At 60.7% G+C, this 15,318-nt stretch carries 16 protein-coding genes; 15 read left to right on the top strand and 1 reads right to left on the bottom strand.

Features of this window, described 5'->3' with window-relative positions:
* Positions 1-184 precede the first annotated feature (184 nt).
* The 13 genes from hemE (at position 185) to gspM (ending at position 12,475) form a co-directional block, all read left to right on the top strand.
* Positions 185-1,252 (top strand): uroporphyrinogen decarboxylase, encoded by a 1,068-nt coding sequence (gene hemE, locus ACW9JC_RS08185; protein ID WP_338584314.1) that lies wholly within the window; start codon positions 185-187, stop codon positions 1,250-1,252.
* A gap of 292 nt (positions 1,253-1,544) precedes the next feature.
* On the top strand, positions 1,545-3,011 hold the full coding sequence (gene gbpA / locus ACW9JC_RS08180; RefSeq protein WP_457454583.1) for an N-acetylglucosamine-binding protein GbpA: 1,467 nt from the start codon (positions 1,545-1,547) through the stop codon (positions 3,009-3,011).
* An 81-nt stretch (positions 3,012-3,092) separates the two neighbouring features.
* Entirely contained in the window at positions 3,093-3,632 is a 540-nt protein-coding gene (locus tag ACW9JC_RS08175) for a type II secretion system protein N (RefSeq protein ID WP_457454581.1), read from the top strand.
* Between the two features lie 7 nt (positions 3,633-3,639).
* Positions 3,640-5,568 carry a type II secretion system secretin GspD gene (gspD, locus tag ACW9JC_RS08170; RefSeq protein WP_457454580.1) on the top strand — a complete coding sequence of 643 codons (1,929 nt, stop codon included), beginning with the start codon at positions 3,640-3,642 and terminating at the stop codon, positions 5,566-5,568.
* Positions 5,565-7,046 carry a type II secretion system ATPase GspE gene (gspE, locus tag ACW9JC_RS08165; RefSeq protein ID WP_457454578.1) on the top strand — a complete coding sequence of 494 codons (1,482 nt, stop codon included), beginning with the start codon at positions 5,565-5,567 and terminating at the stop codon, positions 7,044-7,046. Before gspD ends, gspE begins: the two co-directional genes overlap by 4 nt.
* A gap of 3 nt (positions 7,047-7,049) precedes the next feature.
* On the top strand, positions 7,050-8,258 hold the full coding sequence (gene gspF / locus ACW9JC_RS08160) for a type II secretion system inner membrane protein GspF (protein WP_457454576.1): 1,209 nt from the start codon (positions 7,050-7,052) through the stop codon (positions 8,256-8,258).
* A gap of 3 nt (positions 8,259-8,261) precedes the next feature.
* A complete protein-coding gene (gspG, locus tag ACW9JC_RS08155) occupies positions 8,262-8,711 on the top strand; it encodes a type II secretion system major pseudopilin GspG (protein ID WP_338584321.1) in 450 nt (149 codons plus the stop codon).
* A gap of 3 nt (positions 8,712-8,714) precedes the next feature.
* Positions 8,715-9,182 (top strand): type II secretion system minor pseudopilin GspH, encoded by a 468-nt coding sequence (gene gspH / locus ACW9JC_RS08150; RefSeq protein WP_338584322.1) that lies wholly within the window; start codon positions 8,715-8,717, stop codon positions 9,180-9,182.
* Entirely contained in the window at positions 9,175-9,558 is a 384-nt protein-coding gene (gene gspI, locus ACW9JC_RS08145) for a type II secretion system minor pseudopilin GspI (RefSeq protein ID WP_457454574.1), read from the top strand. Before gspH ends, gspI begins: the two co-directional genes overlap by 8 nt.
* The gene (locus ACW9JC_RS08140; protein WP_457454572.1) at positions 9,551-10,093 is read left to right on the top strand and encodes a type II secretion system protein GspJ; all 543 of its coding nucleotides are present in this window, start codon (positions 9,551-9,553) and stop codon (positions 10,091-10,093) included. Before gspI ends, ACW9JC_RS08140 begins: the two co-directional genes overlap by 8 nt.
* Positions 10,090-10,920, top strand: a complete 831-nt coding sequence (locus ACW9JC_RS08135; protein ID WP_338584325.1) for a type II secretion system minor pseudopilin — start codon at positions 10,090-10,092, stop codon at positions 10,918-10,920. Before ACW9JC_RS08140 ends, ACW9JC_RS08135 begins: the two co-directional genes overlap by 4 nt.
* Positions 10,917-12,023: a type II secretion system protein GspL gene (gene gspL / locus ACW9JC_RS08130; RefSeq protein WP_457454571.1), complete on the top strand. Its 1,107-nt coding sequence runs from the start codon at positions 10,917-10,919 to the stop codon at positions 12,021-12,023. The genes ACW9JC_RS08135 and gspL overlap by 4 nt, the downstream gene beginning before the upstream one ends.
* On the top strand, positions 12,020-12,475 hold the full coding sequence (gene gspM, locus ACW9JC_RS08125) for a type II secretion system protein GspM (protein ID WP_457454569.1): 456 nt from the start codon (positions 12,020-12,022) through the stop codon (positions 12,473-12,475). The genes gspL and gspM overlap by 4 nt, the downstream gene beginning before the upstream one ends.
* Here the strand turns inward: gspM and ACW9JC_RS08120 are convergent.
* Positions 12,468-13,748 carry an MFS transporter gene (locus ACW9JC_RS08120; RefSeq protein WP_457454567.1) on the bottom strand — a complete coding sequence of 427 codons (1,281 nt, stop codon included), beginning with the start codon at positions 13,746-13,748 and terminating at the stop codon, positions 12,468-12,470. The genes gspM and ACW9JC_RS08120 overlap by 8 nt on opposite strands.
* Before the next feature lie 119 nt (positions 13,749-13,867).
* On the opposite strand from ACW9JC_RS08120, the gene ACW9JC_RS08115 reads away from it, so the two are divergent.
* Both ACW9JC_RS08115 and ACW9JC_RS08110 read left to right on the top strand, forming a co-directional pair.
* Positions 13,868-14,770, top strand: a complete 903-nt coding sequence (locus ACW9JC_RS08115; protein WP_150703438.1) for a LysR family transcriptional regulator — start codon at positions 13,868-13,870, stop codon at positions 14,768-14,770.
* 134 nt (positions 14,771-14,904) lie between these two features.
* Entirely contained in the window at positions 14,905-15,288 is a 384-nt protein-coding gene (locus ACW9JC_RS08110) for a type II toxin-antitoxin system PemK/MazF family toxin (protein ID WP_457454566.1), read from the top strand.
* Positions 15,289-15,318: the final 30 nt, after the last annotated feature.

Here is a 15,318-nt window from a genome sequence, read left to right as displayed (position 1 = left end):
CGGCCTACCTGACAAACCGAGGTGTCTGCATCGCTGGCAAGCCAGCTCCCACAGTGTTTTGTGGTGCAGCAAACACTGCATTCAGCCGCGACAAATTGACCCGATAGACAAAAGGCTGACCTGCAACCGTGCCTTTTGCGTCCGGCTCTGAGAAAATGCCCGCACTTTTTTTCCGGATGCCGACATGACTGCCCTGAAGAACGACCGTTTCCTTCGCGCCCTGCTCAAGCAACCCGTAGACGTCACCCCCGTGTGGATGATGCGTCAGGCCGGTCGCTACCTGCCGGAATACCGCGCCAGCCGCGCCAAGGCCGGCGACTTCATGAGCCTGTGCATGAACCCGGAGTTCGCTTGCGAAGTCACGATGCAACCGCTCGATCGCTACCCGCAGCTGGACGCGGCGATCCTCTTCTCCGACATCCTGACCATCCCCGATGCCATGGGCCAGGGTCTGTACTTCGAAACCGGTGAAGGTCCGCGCTTCAAGAAAGTCGTCAGCACCCTGGCCGACATCGAAGCCCTGCCGATTCCTGATCCACACAAAGACCTCGGCTACGTGATGGACGCGGTCAGCACCATTCGCCGTGAACTGAACGGTCGTGTACCGCTGATCGGCTTTGCCGGCAGCCCATGGACCCTGGCGACCTACATGGTCGAAGGCGGCTCGTCGAAGGACTACCGCAAGACCAAAACCATGCTCTACGACAACCCGCAAGCCTTGCACCTGCTGCTGGACAAGCTCGCGCAGACGGTCACCAGCTACCTCAACGGCCAGATCATGGCCGGCGCGCAAGCGGTGCAGATCTTCGACAGCTGGGGCGGCAGCCTCTCGGCGGCGGCGTACCAGGAATTCTCCCTGGCCTACATGAAGAAAATCGTCAGCGGCCTGATCCGCGAGCACGAAGGCCGCAAGGTTCCGGTGATCCTGTTCACCAAGAACGGCGGGCTGTGGCTGGAAAGCATCGCCGACGCTGGCGCGGATGCTCTGGGCCTGGACTGGACCTGCGACATCGGCAGCGCCCGCACCCGTGTCGGCGACAAGGTCGCCCTGCAAGGCAACATGGACCCGACCGTGCTCTACGCGAAACCAGAAGCGATTCGCACCGAGGTCGGTCGCATCCTCGCCAGCTACGGCAAAGGCAGCGGCCACGTGTTCAACCTGGGTCACGGCATCACTCCGGAAGTCGATCCGGAACATGCGGGTGCGTTCTTGCGCGCCGTGCATGAGTTGTCGGCGCAATATCACGAGTAACAGATTTCTGATGTTGCCAAAGCCTGTCCGGCATGACGCTGGACAGGCTTTTTTTATGCTCTTTTTTCTTGTTTAGGGGTGGCGCCACAGCTTGTAAGAATTCTCTCATCCATTGTCGGAGAAAGAGCTGAAGAGACTGTTCCTGCGGTCAGCAGAGACTTTCCCTACATAGAAAATTCATTCATCCACGTAAGGTTCGGACCCTTGCTCAGCCAGTCGCTGAGCAATATCGCAAACATCGGCGCCAGCGATGCGCGCCTTAAATTTCGATAAGAAGTCTGGAACTCATTTGATGAAAAATACTTCGTACAAGGGAAGTGCGTTTGCTGCGTGCACTTCTTCAATGATCCTGTTATCGGCAATGCTGGCGTCCCAAAGTGCTTCAGCTCATGGCTTCCTGGAAGTGCCACCGTCGCGTGCACTGCTCTGTCAGAAAGGCTTGAACACCAACTGTGGCGGTGCGCAATACGAGCCACAAAGTGTTGGCGAAACCTTCAAGGGCTTTCCCGCCGGTGTCGGTGGCGCTCCGTTGCAGGGGCCGGTCGATGGCAAGATTGCAAGTGGCGGTCACTCGCTGTTCTCGGCACTGGACGCCCAGTCCGCCACCCGTTGGCACCTGACGGAAATCCACAATCGCACTCTGGATTTCCAATGGCACTACACGGCCGTTCATCCAGCCACCAAACATGAATACTTCATCACCCGCAACGGCTGGAACCCGAACGAAGCGCTCAAACGCGCTACCTTCGAGAGCACACCGTTCTGCACCATCGACGGTGGCAATCAGAAGCCGTCCAACAGCGACAAGCACAACTGCACCATTCCCGCCGACAAATCCGGGCATCACGTCATCCTGGGGGTCTGGACGGTTGGTGACACCGACGCCGCGTTCTACAACCCGGCGGACGTGAACATCCTGGCTGAGCCGGAACTGCCGGGTGGCTGGTCCTCCGTCGGCAGCATTGCGCCTTCGACCACATTGCTGGTTGGTGACAAGGTCAAGGCTCGCGCGTTTTCCGCCAACGGCGAAAGCCCGGATTACAGTGTTGAAATTTCTATCAACACGGCCGAAGAAGGCGCACCCAACAATTGGTCGTTCAAGTTGGCAGAGGCGATCAACAAGGCCCATACACTCATCCGCGCGGGCGTCCGTGACGAAGACGGTACGGTCGAGCCGGTCAAGGGCAACAACCGTTTGTACGCGCAAAAAGCGAGCGGTGTAACGCGCTACGAAGTGCAATTGAACATGCAGGAAGATGCCGCGGCTCGCCTGTCGGTGGCATCCCAGCAAGCTGAATATGTGCTGGAAAAAGGCTTGGCCAAGGTTGATTTCGGCATTTTGTCCAACCGCAAAATGAACGTCGAAGCGACCCTGTTCAACGAGAACAACAAGCCCGTCGGCTCCACCTCTGCACAAGTGGACAGCGGCTCGAATTGGCTGGCGATCGATGTGCGCGGCAATCCTGGTGCACATACGCTGACCCTGGTCGGCACCACACTCGATGGCCGCACTACTCGCCAGGATACCCAGACCACGCAACTGACGGGTGAAGGCGCTGGCGCTGACTACGAGTTTGTGTTCCCGGAAGGCATCAGTGGCTACATCGCTGGTACCAGAGTGCTGCAACCGAAGATCAACAAGGTCTTCGAGTGCAAGCCATTCCCGGAGTCGGGCTACTGCAAGCAATACAGCCCGACTGCCAACGGATTCGAACCTGGCGTCGGTGCGCATTCGCACATGGCGTGGAACGAACTCTAAGTCCTCCCGCAGCACTTCAGGCGACCTGAGAAGGGTCGTCTGAAGACGGGGCCTTTCCGTTGAGAATCGAGTGAACCCATCGTGAAACTTTCACTGAAGGTGCTGACCTGTTTCGGCCTGCGCCGGATCACGGCAGGCCTGCTGATTTTGCCGGTGGGCTGCGCCGTTTTTGTCGTGTGGCAGGAGCGGATTTTTCGTGAACAGTTCACCCGGGCATTACCGGCGATGGTCGCTGTTATCCCCGAGCCTGCCCGCGTGCCACTGGATGCGACGGCGTTGGCAACGGTATTTGGACTGGCCACAGACGACACCCCTCGAACCAGCGCCGAGCCCTTGACCTTGCAGGCCAGTTTTGTCGTCAGCAATGGTTTGTCCAGAGCATTGCTGGCCGATGCACAAGGTTCACGTTTGTACCAGGTCGGCGAACGGTTGCCCGGCGGCAGCGTTCTGCGTCGCGTCGAGACCAACCAAGTGATGCTGTGGAACAAGGGGCGCGAAGAACTATTGACCCTGCAAACACCTGCCGCGCGTTTTCTGCGCCGATTCGAATCTCCAACCGAGCCTCGAACTCCCGTTGTATCAGTGCGTTATCTACGCCCGTTTTCCGGGCCGTCAGAGTGATCAGACCATGAACAGCTTCACTGGCGCGCAGGCCTTGCGCTCCATGCTTCTTCTTGCCGTTCTGGTGACGGCAAGCCTTCCGACTGTGCTGTCTGCCGCAGAAGAAAAATGGCAGTTGGCGATGAACAATGCCGAGCTGCGCGACATTGTCGAGGAAATTTCCAGCATTCTCGGGACCACCGTGGTGCTCGATCCCAGAGTCTCCGGGCGCATCACGGTCATGTCTCGGCAAGCCCTCGATCGAGAGGGTGTTCGTCGTTTGTTTTACTCAGTGCTCGACGCCCATAACTTCACGGTGATCGACGAAGGTGACCGGATTCTGATCACGCCGGTGACCGAAGCCAAAACCCGCGCCGGCAACGGTCCGGCAAAAAACGCCACGCCTTCGCAGTTCGTCACCCGGGTCATCGAGCTGAATACCAGCAGCGCCACTGATATTGGCGGGCTGGTCAGGCCGTTGGTATCGGTTAATGGCTATGTCGGCCCGTCGGTGTCGGCCAATGCGCTGGTGGTCACCGACACGGCGGCTAATGTGCAACGAATCACTCAGGTGGTGCGCCAGCTGGATTCGGGGCAGGGCAACATGCACGCCGTGGTTCAACTGCGCCACGCCCAGGCCAGCGATGTGGCCCCGGTGATGGAAGCCTCACTGGGCAAACGCAATGCCGACACCACCATCCAGGTGCTGGCCGACAGCAGGACCAACCGCTTGATCCTCATCGGCCCGCCCGCGGTTCGCCAACGCCTGGCCGAACTGGCTCGCGGCCTCGATATCCCGACCACGGTGACATCTGACAATGCCCGCGTAATCCGCCTGCGTCACAGCGATGCCAAGCAGTTGGCTGAGATTCTGGAAAGCATGGGGCAGGGCAGAAAAGTATCGCCCGCCATTGGCACCAGCAAAGACACAGCGGCCGGCGCTACCTTCATGATCAAGGCCGACGAAAGCCAGAATGCGCTGGTGCTGATCGCCGAGCCGGCGCAGGTGCGAACCATCGAAAGTATCGTGCGTCAGTTGGACCAGCCTCGTGCGCAAGTGCTGATCCATGCCGCCATCGTCGAGATTTCCGGGGACATCGCCGAAGCCGTTGGTGTGCAATGGGGCCTGAACACCGGCGACGCGAAAGGCTTCATCAACTTCCCCGGCACCGACATCCCGATCGTCGGCGGCCTGACATTTGACGAGAACAAGTCGGCGCCGGAAGGCGCACTGCTACGGCTGGGCAGTGACCGTTTCGGCGCATTGATTTCGGCGCTGGCCAGCAACACCCACAGCAACCTGCTGTCCACGCCGAGCCTGTTGACCCTCGATAATCAAGAAGCGGAAATCATCGTCGGCCAGAACGTGCCGTTCAAAACCGGTTCTTACGCGACCAACAGCAGCGGTGCGGACAATCCGTTCACCACGGTCGAGCGCAAGGACGTCGGCATCAGCCTCAAGATCAAGCCCTACATCAATGAAGGCTCGACGTTGCGACTGGAGGTCGAGCAGGAAGTCTCGGACATTGCGCCGTCGGTTTCCGGTATCGATTCCTCCGACCTGATCACCAACAAGCGCGCGCTCAAGAGCACCATTCTGGCCGACGACGGCGAAATCATCGTCATCGGCGGTTTGATCCGGGACAGCGTGCGCACGCAAAAAAGCGGCGTGCCGTTGCTGCGCGATATTCCCTACCTCGGCGCGCTGTTTCGCTGGACCCGCGACACCCAAACGAAAAGCAATCTGATGGTGTTCTTGAGGCCGACCATCGTGCGCAGCAAGGAAGACCTGGTCGACGTCAGCCAGCAGCGTTACAACGCGCTGCGCGATTTGAGTCAGCAGGGCGCGGCGGGCAACAATTCGTTGCTGCTGCCAGCGGATGCACGCCGCTTGTTCGAGCCGGGTTCCGATGCGCCGGTGTTTGATCTGCGCCAGCCAGTGCCCCATACGCCATGAACCACACGAGCGTTTTTTACGAGCCACTGCCCTTCGGTTTCGCCCGGCGCTTCGGCGTGCTGCTGGAGTGCGAGGGCGGGGAATGGAGCCTGGCGATGCGCGCCGATACGCCGCTCACGGCCCTGGCCGAAGCGCGCCGGATGTGCGGCCGGGCGCTGCCGTTACGGCTGCTGTCAGCGGACGTGTTTGCCTCGCGACTGGCCGCAGCCTATCGCGAAGGGCAGAGCGCCGCTGAACAGGTCGCTCAAGGGCTGGACGAAGAACTGGACCTGCTCAGCCTGGTGGATCAGGTTCCGCAAACCGCCGATCTGCTGGAGCAGCAAGGCGATGCGCCGATCATCCGCTTGATCAACGCGCTGCTCAGCGAAGCCGTGCGTGAACAGGCCTCGGACGTGCACCTGGAAACCTTCGAGCAATACCTGTCGGTGCGCATGCGGGTCGATGGGCAATTGCGTGAAATGCTTCGACCACGGCGTGAATTGGCGACGCTGCTGGTGTCGCGAATCAAGGTCATGGCGCGGCTGGATATCGCTGAAAAACGGGTGCCCCAGGATGGTCGGATAGCCCTGCGGTTGGCCGGGCATGAAGTCGATGTGCGGGTTTCGACCTTGCCCTCGGCCCACGGCGAACGAGTGGTCTTGCGCCTGCTCGATAAACAGGCCGGGCGCCTGGAGTTGCAACGTCTGGGCATACCGGAAGACACCCTCGCGGACCTGCGCCAACTCTTGGGCAAACCCCACGGCATTCTGCTGGTCACCGGCCCGACGGGCTCCGGCAAGACCACCAGCCTGTACGCCGCGCTGAGTAGCCTGAACGACCAGACCCGCAACATCCTGACGGTCGAAGACCCCATCGAATATCACTTGCCCGGCGTCGGGCAGATGCCGGTCAACCCGAAAGTCGACATGACTTTCGCCCGGGGTTTGCGGGCGATTCTGCGTCAGGACCCGGACGTGGTGATGGTCGGTGAGATCCGTGACCGCGAGACCGCGGAAATCGCCGTGCAGGCTTCGTTGACCGGCCATCTGGTGCTGTCGACGTTGCACACCAACAGCGCGGTTGGTGCGGTGACGCGTCTGGTGGACATGGGGGTGGATGCGTATCTGTTGGCATCGTCGCTGGTGGGCGTTTTGGCCCAGCGGTTGTTGCGTACTTTGTGCCCGCATTGCAAGGCACCGTACAGCGCTGGTGCGGCTGCCTGCCAGCGTCTGGGGCTCGACACTGGCGCGTCGTTGCAACTGTTCAGAGCGGTGGGTTGCGAACAGTGTCAGCACGGTTATCGCGGGCGGATCGGGATCTATGAATTGATCAGCGTGACGCCGGCCATCTCGGCGCTGATTCATCAGGGCGCCGGTGAGCAGGCATTGACCGCCGAGGCACGCAAGGTGTCGCGCAGCCTGTTTCAGGACGGCCGGCAACGGGTGATCGACGGGCAGACCAGCCTCGACGAGTTGCTGCGCGTGACGCGGGAGGACTGAGGCATGCCGACATTCGACTATCGCGCTGACGATGCTCAGGGTCGCCGGTGCAAGGGACAGCTGGAGGCCGACAGCGACCGTCATGCGCGGCAACTACTGCGTGAACGCGGCTTTTGGCCGCGCAGCGTGAGTGCGGTCCAGGTCGCGGATGGCGTGAATGCACCACGGGGCGCCGGACGGTTGAGCGCCGCCGATCTGGCGCTGCTGACGTTGCAATTGTCGACACTGGTGCAGGCCGGTTTGCCGTTGGAGGAGGCGCTTGATGCGGTGGCAAAACAGAGTGCCAAACGGCGGGTCGCGGGCCTGCTGTCGGCGGTCAGAAGCCGGGTGATGGAAGGGCATGCTCTCGCCACGGCATTGGCGCAGTTTCCCAAGGCGTTCCCGGAGTTGTTCCGCGCCACCGTGGCTGCCGGGGAACGTTCCGGGCATCTGGGCCATGTGCTGGAACAACTGGCCGCCTACACCCAGGCCCGCCAGGCGTCACGGCAAAAGATCCAGATGGCCTTGGTGTATCCGCTGATCCTGATGCTGACCAGCATGGTGATCGTCGGTTTTCTGCTCGGTTACGTGGTGCCGGACGTGGTGAAAATTTTCGTCGACAGCGGCCAGCCATTGCCGTGGTTGACCCGGGCGTTGATCAGCGCCAGTGACGGCCTGCGCAACCATGGTCTGTTGCTGCTCGGCGCGTTGGCGATGGTGGTTGGCCTTTGGCGCTGGAGTTTGCGTCAGCCGGTCTGGCGGCTGCGTTGGCATCGTCTGGTGCTCGATGTGCCGGTCTTTGGTGAAGTGCTGCGGGCGATGGAAGCCGCACGTTTCGCCAGCACCCTGGCGATCCTCGGCAAAAGTGCGGTGCCTTTGGTAGACGCGCTGGAGATCGCCGCCGCCGTGATAGGCAACCTGACCATTCGCGCGCGTATGGCCGATGTCGCCCGCTCGGTCCGCGAAGGGGGAACCCTGACCCGTGGCCTGGAACTCGGCGGCGACATTCCGCCGATGATGCTGCACATGATCGCCAGCGGCGAACGCGCCGGTGAGCTCGACCGGATGCTGGCCCGCGCCGCCGAGCAACAGGAAAGCAGCCTGGCCGCGCGTATCGCCCTGGTGGTGAGCCTGTTCGAGCCCGCCATGCTGGTGCTGATGGGCGGCGTGGTGCTGCTGATCGTCCTGGCCATCCTGCTTCCGATTCTCAGCCTCAACCAATTGGTGAATTGACCCATGAACACTCCCCGTCGCAGAACGTCCCAACGCGGTTTTACCCTGATTGAAATCATGGTGGTGGTGGTCATCATCGGCATTTTGGGGGCCATCGTGGTGCCGCAATTCATGAGCCGCCCCGACCAGGCTAAGGTCACCGCCGCCAAAGTCGACATCCAGGCCATCTCTACTGCGCTGGAGATGTATCGCCTCGACAACTTCCATTACCCCTCGACGCAACAGGGGCTGGAAGCCTTGAACAAACGCCCGTCCGGCCTGCCGGCGGCGCGGAGCTGGAACCCCAACGGCTACCTGAAAAGCCTGCCCGTGGACCCATGGAACACACCCTATCAATACCTCAATCCCGGCGTGAAATCGGCCGATGGCAGCTACGACTTGTATTCCCTCGGCTCCGACGGCGTGGTGGGCGGCGAAGGGCATGCGGCCGACATCGGCAACTGGGGCGGTTGATTCATGCGGTGTCGTTGTCGGGGGTTTACCTTGCTGGAACTGATGATCGTGATCGTGTTGATCGGCGTGCTGGTGGGCATGGTGAGTTTTGCCACCGGCATGAATCCTGCCCAACAGGCCCGACAAGAAGCAGCTGCTCTCGCCGGGGTGATTCGACAGTTACGTGAACGGGCGGTGCTTGAAGGCCAGGAATACGGCGTGCGATTGAGTGTCGACGGCTACCGGGCGATGCGCCTGGATGTGCGTGGCTGGGAGTCGCTCACGGCCCTTTATCGATGGCCCGATCACCTGCGGCTGCGTCTGAAGCACGATGGCTATTCCGTGACACTGGGCGCTGACGCAGGCCCGCCTCAGTTGCTGATGCTCAGCAGTGATGAAACCAGCACCTTCACGCTGACGTTCGAGACCCGGGACAGGATCTGGTCGAGCCTGTCCGCCGATGGCATCGGCGAGGTGGTGATCGATGGTTAGGCTGCAACGCACGCCCCAGATGGCCGGCTTCACCCTGCTGGAAATCATGGTGGCGCTGGCGATTTTCGCGACCCTGGCGACCGCTGTGTTGTCCGCCAGCCAATACGTGCTGAAGCAGACTGTTGCCGTCGAGGAGCGACTATTCGCGGCGTGGGTGGCCGACAACCAATTGAACGAGTTGCGCCTGCAATCTGCTCCAGCCGATGGGCAATCGCAATACGCTGTGCACATGGCAGGTCGTGATTGGCTGCTGCGTGAGCGTATCAGTGCCACCCCTGAGCCGCGTTTGCAAAAAGTCGAGATGGAGGTCAGCCTGGCCAATCGCGACCAGCCCCTGCACCGCGCCAGCGGCTGGATACTCAACTCCGATGAATAGGCAAACCGGTTTCACCTTGCTGGAACTGGTGATCGCCATTGCGATATTCGCCTTGCTGGGACTGGCCAGCTGGACGCTGTTCGAAGGCGTGATGCGCGTGCAACAAGGCAGCATGGCCCACGAACGTGAATTCAGAAACCTGCAACGTGCCATCGCGGTGGTCGAACGCGACTTGCTGCAGATCACGGAACAGGCTCTCGTGTTGGAGCAGACGCAGCTGCAATGGCAGCGCGGCAATTGGCGCAACCCGCTGGACCTGCCGCGTAGCGAGCGACAAACGCTGACCTATCGTCTCGACAACGGTGTGCTATGGCGAGACAGCCGGGCAGAAGGCTCGCCAATCGTGCAGCGGCAAATACTGCTCGGCGATGTTCGCGACTTGCGCTGGCGGCTGTTCGACGGTCGCACCGGTTGGCGTAGCGACTCGCCGACCGGGCAAGACGCGAAGGCACCGCTTGCGGTGGAGATGCAGCTGTCGGCGGGACGCTACCAGGCAATCCGTCGAGTGATTTTGCTACCAGGGGCACTGCTGTGAGAGCGCGCCAACGCGGTGTGGCGCTGGTCAGTGTGTTGCTGGTCATGAGCCTGGCGCTGTTGATCATCGGCGGGGTGCTGCGCAGTCATCGGCTGTTGCTGCAAAGCAGTGGGCAACAGCTACAGCAACTGCATCTGCGTCAACTCGGCATGGCCGGGGAAACCTGGGCTTTGTCATTGCTCAAGGCGCAGCAAAAAGACAGCGACCGGATACCTGATCCGGCCCCGGACTTCGATGTGGAAGACGCGCAAATCCACATCAACATCGAGGACCTTGCCGGGCGCTTCAATCTCAATTCCCTGTTGATTGAGGGGCAAACTGATCAGGTCACGCTCAAGCGCTGGGCGCGCTTGCTGGCGCTGCTTGAACTGCCGGATTTGCAACTGGAGCAAGTGGGCGCTTTGCGAGAGCTGAGTCAGTTGCGCCTGCTGCCCGGTGTTGACGGTGAACGCCTGCGTCGGCTGGAACCCTGGGTCGCATTATTGCCCGCAAGCGCCGCACTGAACATCAACACGGCCCCGGCGCTGATTTTGCGCACACTCGATGGCATCGAAGCAGTCGAGACGGATGCCCTGTTGCGCCAGCGCTCAACGGCGCCATGGCCGAGCGTTCAGGCTTTTACCCAAGACCCGTTGTTATCCGGCAAGGGCTTGAGCAGCCACGGCTTGGGCATCGACAGCCGTTGGTACCGGATCACAGTTCAGGTGACGCAGGGGCAGCGCCGTCTGCGTTTGGCCACTGATGTCGAACGCGATGCCAAGACACGCCAATGGAACATCCTGCAACGACGCGTTCTGCCGTCGAACAGCAACGAGATCGCGCAATGAAAAACTGGCTCTACCTGACGGCCGACGGCTTGGGCACCGTGACGTCCGACTGGCCCTGCTGCATGTGGTCACCGACCGGTCATCGACAGCGCATGCCATTGCAGCAAGCGGCGCAAGCGTTGAACGGGCAAGCAGTGGATCTGCTGTTGCCCATGGAACTATGCAGCTGGTTGCGCAGCGAACCGTGGCCTTCCCGGCGTCGACCCGATAGCCAAACCATTGCGTTCGCGGTTGAGGAACAATTGAGCGAACCACTTGAGAAGCTGCACCTATGCGTCGGCGCTCGCGATGCGCAGGGACGCTATCCGGTAGTGGTGATTGATCGAAAGCGATTTGCGAGCGTGCTTGAATTGTTGGCCGGGGCGGGCATTGAAGTACGCTCGGTTTACGTCGATGCCGATGTGTTGCCATCCGGTCAGCCGTTGGCTGTCTGGTGGTTCGGTCGATGGCTGCTGGGTGGCGGGTTATCCGCGCGCCTGACGCTGATGGAAGACGAGGTGGCCTTGCTCAGGCCGGGCTTGTCGCAGGATATCCAGTGGCGCGACGAGCGTCAGTACACTGTCGGGTCCGACCAGTGGCTCAACGGTACTCACGAGCACGCAATCGATCTGTTGCAAGGTGATTTTGCCCCCCGCCGAAAACGCCTGCCGTGGCGCCTCGGTGGCATGGCGATGTTGATGGTGTTGCTGCTGACTTGGGGAGCGAGTGAAACGCGCATCCGATTTCTCGACCATGAAAGTCGTCAGCTCTACAGCCGCAGCGAGCAACAGTTCAAGACGCTCTACCCGGAGCAGACCCGCATCGTTGATCTCGCGGCGCAACTCAAAACCCTGCAAAGCCAAGGTTCGGAGCCGCAGGGCGGTCGTATCGCCGGTTTGGTCAACCTGGTCGAGCATGTCATCGGCGCCAGCAACGTCGAGGTCCAGCGCATCGAATTTCGTGAAGGCGATGGCTGGAAAATCCAGCTGACCGCCAACAGCTTTGCCGAGCTGGAACTGCTGCGTGAACGTGGACGACAGCAAGGCATCGCAGTGCGGCTCGACAGCTCTAACAAGGACCGCGACCGAGTGCAGGCAACCCTGACCGTGGAGCAGGGCACATGAAGTTGATGGGGTTGAAATCGGTGGTCGTGAAGTTTCAGAGTCTGTCCCGGCGGGAGCAGCGATTGCTGCTGGCGCTGAGTGTTTTTGTTCTGAGCGTTATGGCATTTGCGCTGATCTGGCAGCCGACGCAACAACGGTTGGCGACAGCCGAGCGCCAATATCAACAGCAACTGGCACTGGCCACGCAACTGCAACAGGCGCGACCGCGCAGCCATATTCCCCAGCCGCTCGACCAGCCACTGTCTTTGCGTATCAGCGAAAGCGTCGTAACGGCGGGACTTGAACTGCATCAGATGGACAGCGACAACGAACTGCTGCGCCTGACCCTCAGCGGCGACGCCATGGCATTGCTGCCATGGCTGGACCGTATTGAACGCGAGGGCATTGCCCTGCAATCACTGACCCTGGAAAAACGTGACGCGGTGCTGGAGGCGCGGGTGGTGCTCAGATAGTCGTGCCGCTTCCCGGCAGTGGCGGCAACTTCGCCAGTTTCAACGCCACGAGCAGCGCCACCACCAGCAATGCGCCAATGAACAGACCGATGCCATTCCAGCCACCCAGGTGCCAGAACACGCCGCCCGCCGTACCGGCGATGCTCCCCCCGGCGTAGTAGCTGAACAGGTACAAGGACGATGCCTGGCCCTTGGCTTTGGTGGCGCGGCGGCCGATCCAGCTACTGGCGACCGAGTGGGCGCCGAAGAAGCCGAAGGTGAAGATCAGCATGCCGATGATCACCAGCGGCAACGGCGTGAACATCGTCAGGGCGAGGCCGCTGATCATCAGCGCGATGGTGCTCCAGAGCACTTTGCGACGGCCGAGTCGGTCGGCCAACGAGCCGATTTTCGCCGAGCTGTAGATGCCCGACAGGTACACCACCGAGAGCAATCCGACGAAGGCCTGTTCCATGTGATACGGCTCGGCCAGCAAGCGATAGCCGATGTAGTTGAACAGCGTGACGAACGCACCCATCAACACAAAGGCTTCGAGGAACAGCAGCGGCAGACCGGCATCGCGAAAGTGCATGGTGAAACCGTCGACCAGGCTGCGCGGGTGCAGCGAGCGGGGGCGGAAGTTGCGTGATTCAGGGAGGATTTTCCAGAACACCGCTGCCGCAATCAGCGCCAGGCCGCCGATCACCAGCATCGCTGTGTGCCAGCTGACGAAGTCGATCAAAACGCCGGTGATCAAGCGACCACTCATCCCGCCAATCGCGTTACCGCCGATGTACAGACCCATGGCGAGGCCGATGTGCTGGGGGTGAATTTCTTCGCTCAAATAGGTCATCGCAACCGCCGCCAGGCCGCTCAACGACAATCCGATCAGCGCACGCATCGCCAGCACGCCGTGCCAGCTCGGCATCATCGCGCTGGCCATGGTGCACAGTGCGGCGGCGAACAGTGCCGCCACCATCACCGGTTTACGCCCGATGCGGTCGGAGATCGGACCGGTGATCAGCAGGCCGATGGCAAGCATGCCCGTCGCAATGGACAGGATCAGGCTGCTTTGCGCCGCGTTGATGGAATATTCGTGGGACAGCAGCGGCATCATCGGCTGCACGCAGTAGAGCAGGGCGAACGTCGCGAAGCCGCCGCAGAACAGTGCCAGTACCGTGCGCATGAACGCCGGCGTGCCTTTTTCGATGTAGATCTCCGCCAGCTCAGCGACGACATCGCCCTGTGCGGCGGGTGGAACTTCATGGGCAAGTGGGGCGACAGCAGTTTTCACGGGGGACCTCGGAGGAGCGCGGCCGGTCAGGCAATGAAAAAAGCATATAGCCGGCTAATGATTCAATCCAATATATTGTTCGACCTGTTTGATAGCTTTTACGACCTAATGGGGATTTCATGGAATTGCGTCATCTGCGCTACTTCATCGCCGTCGCCGAAGAACTGCATTTCGGCCGCGCCGCACAGGTGCTGGGCATCTCTCAGCCACCTCTGAGCCAGCAGATTCAGGCGCTGGAGCAGGAAGTCGGCGCGCGTTTGTTCGAGCGTACCAATCGTCGGGTCGAACTGAGCGAGGCCGGTCGGCTATTCCTTGAAGAGGCGCGGCTGGTGCTGGCGCAAGTCGATAAAGCGGCGGATGTGGCACGGCGGGCGCAGTTGGGTGAGCTGGGCGAACTGAAAATCGGCTTCACCTCGTCGGCACCATTCAACTCGACCATTCCCCAGGCTATTTTTTCGTTTCGCCAACGCTTCCCGGCGGTGCACCTGAACCTGCGGGAAATGAGCAGCACCCAGGTGGCCGATGCGCTGGTGGATGAGTCGATCGAGGTCGGCATCATGCGCCCGCTTGGGCTACCGGATTGCCTTGATGTGGTTGAGCTGATGCGTGAGCCACTGGTCGCCGTTCTCAGCTCCAAGCATCCGCTGGTCAACGGCAGTGAGGAAGGTTTGTTCCTGTCCGCGTTGGCCCTCGAACCTTTCGTGTTTTTCCCGCGCAGTTACGGCAGTGGGCTTTATGCACAATTGCTGAGCCTGGCCCGAGATGCCGGTTTCAGCCCGCACTTCGCTCAAGAGGCGGGCGAGGCGATGACCATCATCGGTTTGGTGGCAGCGGGACTAGGTGTATCGGTGCTGCCTGCGTCATATCAGCGGATGCGCATTGATGGCGTGGTCTATCGGCCGTTGCTTGATCCGGCGGCGGTGTCGGCGGTGTGGCTGGTGCAGCGCAAGGATCAGAAGTCGGCGATGGCCAAAGCGTTTGTGGAGTTGTTGACGAGGAAGGTCGAGCCGCTGAAACCGTGACGGCTGCGCAGCCAATCGCGAGCCTGCTCGCGAAAGCGTCCGAGAGAACGATGAAGACATTTCAAGTAACGGATTCGGCTTAGGGGCTGGTCCGAAACTTAAGCAGAATCAATTTCTTTCGGCGAGTGCCATGGATGCCACTTCTATACCAACCAAGGGAAGGCAGCGTTTTGATTTGTGATTTCAGGGGCTATGAATTGCCTGAAATGGTCAAGGTCAGGTCTGTCGTCGTGATTCGCAAACACCGAACCAACAGCTTATTGGTAACGGTCGTACCGCTTAGTACTACCGCTCCGGCTCAAATGCTTGAACACCATCTGGAGCTTCCAAATCATCTGCACGGAGCCAGTCCGACTTGTTGGGCAAAATGCGATATGGTTGCCACTGTGTGTCTTGCCAGGCTCGACCGGATCAAGAGCAGAGATCGTCGCGGCAAGCGTATTTTCGTTGTTTCACAACTTGAAATAGACGAGTTTGATGCGGTCAAGGTCGCAGTGCGTAAGGCTTTGGGTCTTTAGACGCAGCAAAGATGATCAGCTGGGCCAGCT

Source organism: Pseudomonas sp. SDO5591_S426, from assembly GCF_054070755.1.
This window is presented reverse-complemented; position numbering and strand designations above follow the sequence as displayed.

Coding starts and splice junctions, on each gene's coding strand:
- ACW9JC_RS08110 (WP_457454566.1), top strand. CDS start 14,905: ATGCCACTTCTATACCAACCAAGGGAAGGCAGCGTTTTGATTTGTGAT.
- ACW9JC_RS08140 (WP_457454572.1), top strand. CDS start 9,551: ATGAATAGGCAAACCGGTTTCACCTTGCTGGAACTGGTGATCGCCATT.
- gspL (WP_457454571.1), top strand. CDS start 10,917: ATGAAAAACTGGCTCTACCTGACGGCCGACGGCTTGGGCACCGTGACG.
- gspM (WP_457454569.1), top strand. CDS start 12,020: ATGAAGTTGATGGGGTTGAAATCGGTGGTCGTGAAGTTTCAGAGTCTG.
- gbpA (WP_457454583.1), top strand. CDS start 1,545: ATGAAAAATACTTCGTACAAGGGAAGTGCGTTTGCTGCGTGCACTTCT.
- gspE (WP_457454578.1), top strand. CDS start 5,565: ATGAACCACACGAGCGTTTTTTACGAGCCACTGCCCTTCGGTTTCGCC.
- gspF (WP_457454576.1), top strand. CDS start 7,050: ATGCCGACATTCGACTATCGCGCTGACGATGCTCAGGGTCGCCGGTGC.
- gspH (WP_338584322.1), top strand. CDS start 8,715: ATGCGGTGTCGTTGTCGGGGGTTTACCTTGCTGGAACTGATGATCGTG.
- gspG (WP_338584321.1), top strand. CDS start 8,262: ATGAACACTCCCCGTCGCAGAACGTCCCAACGCGGTTTTACCCTGATT.
- hemE (WP_338584314.1), top strand. CDS start 185: ATGACTGCCCTGAAGAACGACCGTTTCCTTCGCGCCCTGCTCAAGCAA.
- gspD (WP_457454580.1), top strand. CDS start 3,640: ATGAACAGCTTCACTGGCGCGCAGGCCTTGCGCTCCATGCTTCTTCTT.
- gspI (WP_457454574.1), top strand. CDS start 9,175: ATGGTTAGGCTGCAACGCACGCCCCAGATGGCCGGCTTCACCCTGCTG.
- ACW9JC_RS08115 (WP_150703438.1), top strand. CDS start 13,868: ATGGAATTGCGTCATCTGCGCTACTTCATCGCCGTCGCCGAAGAACTG.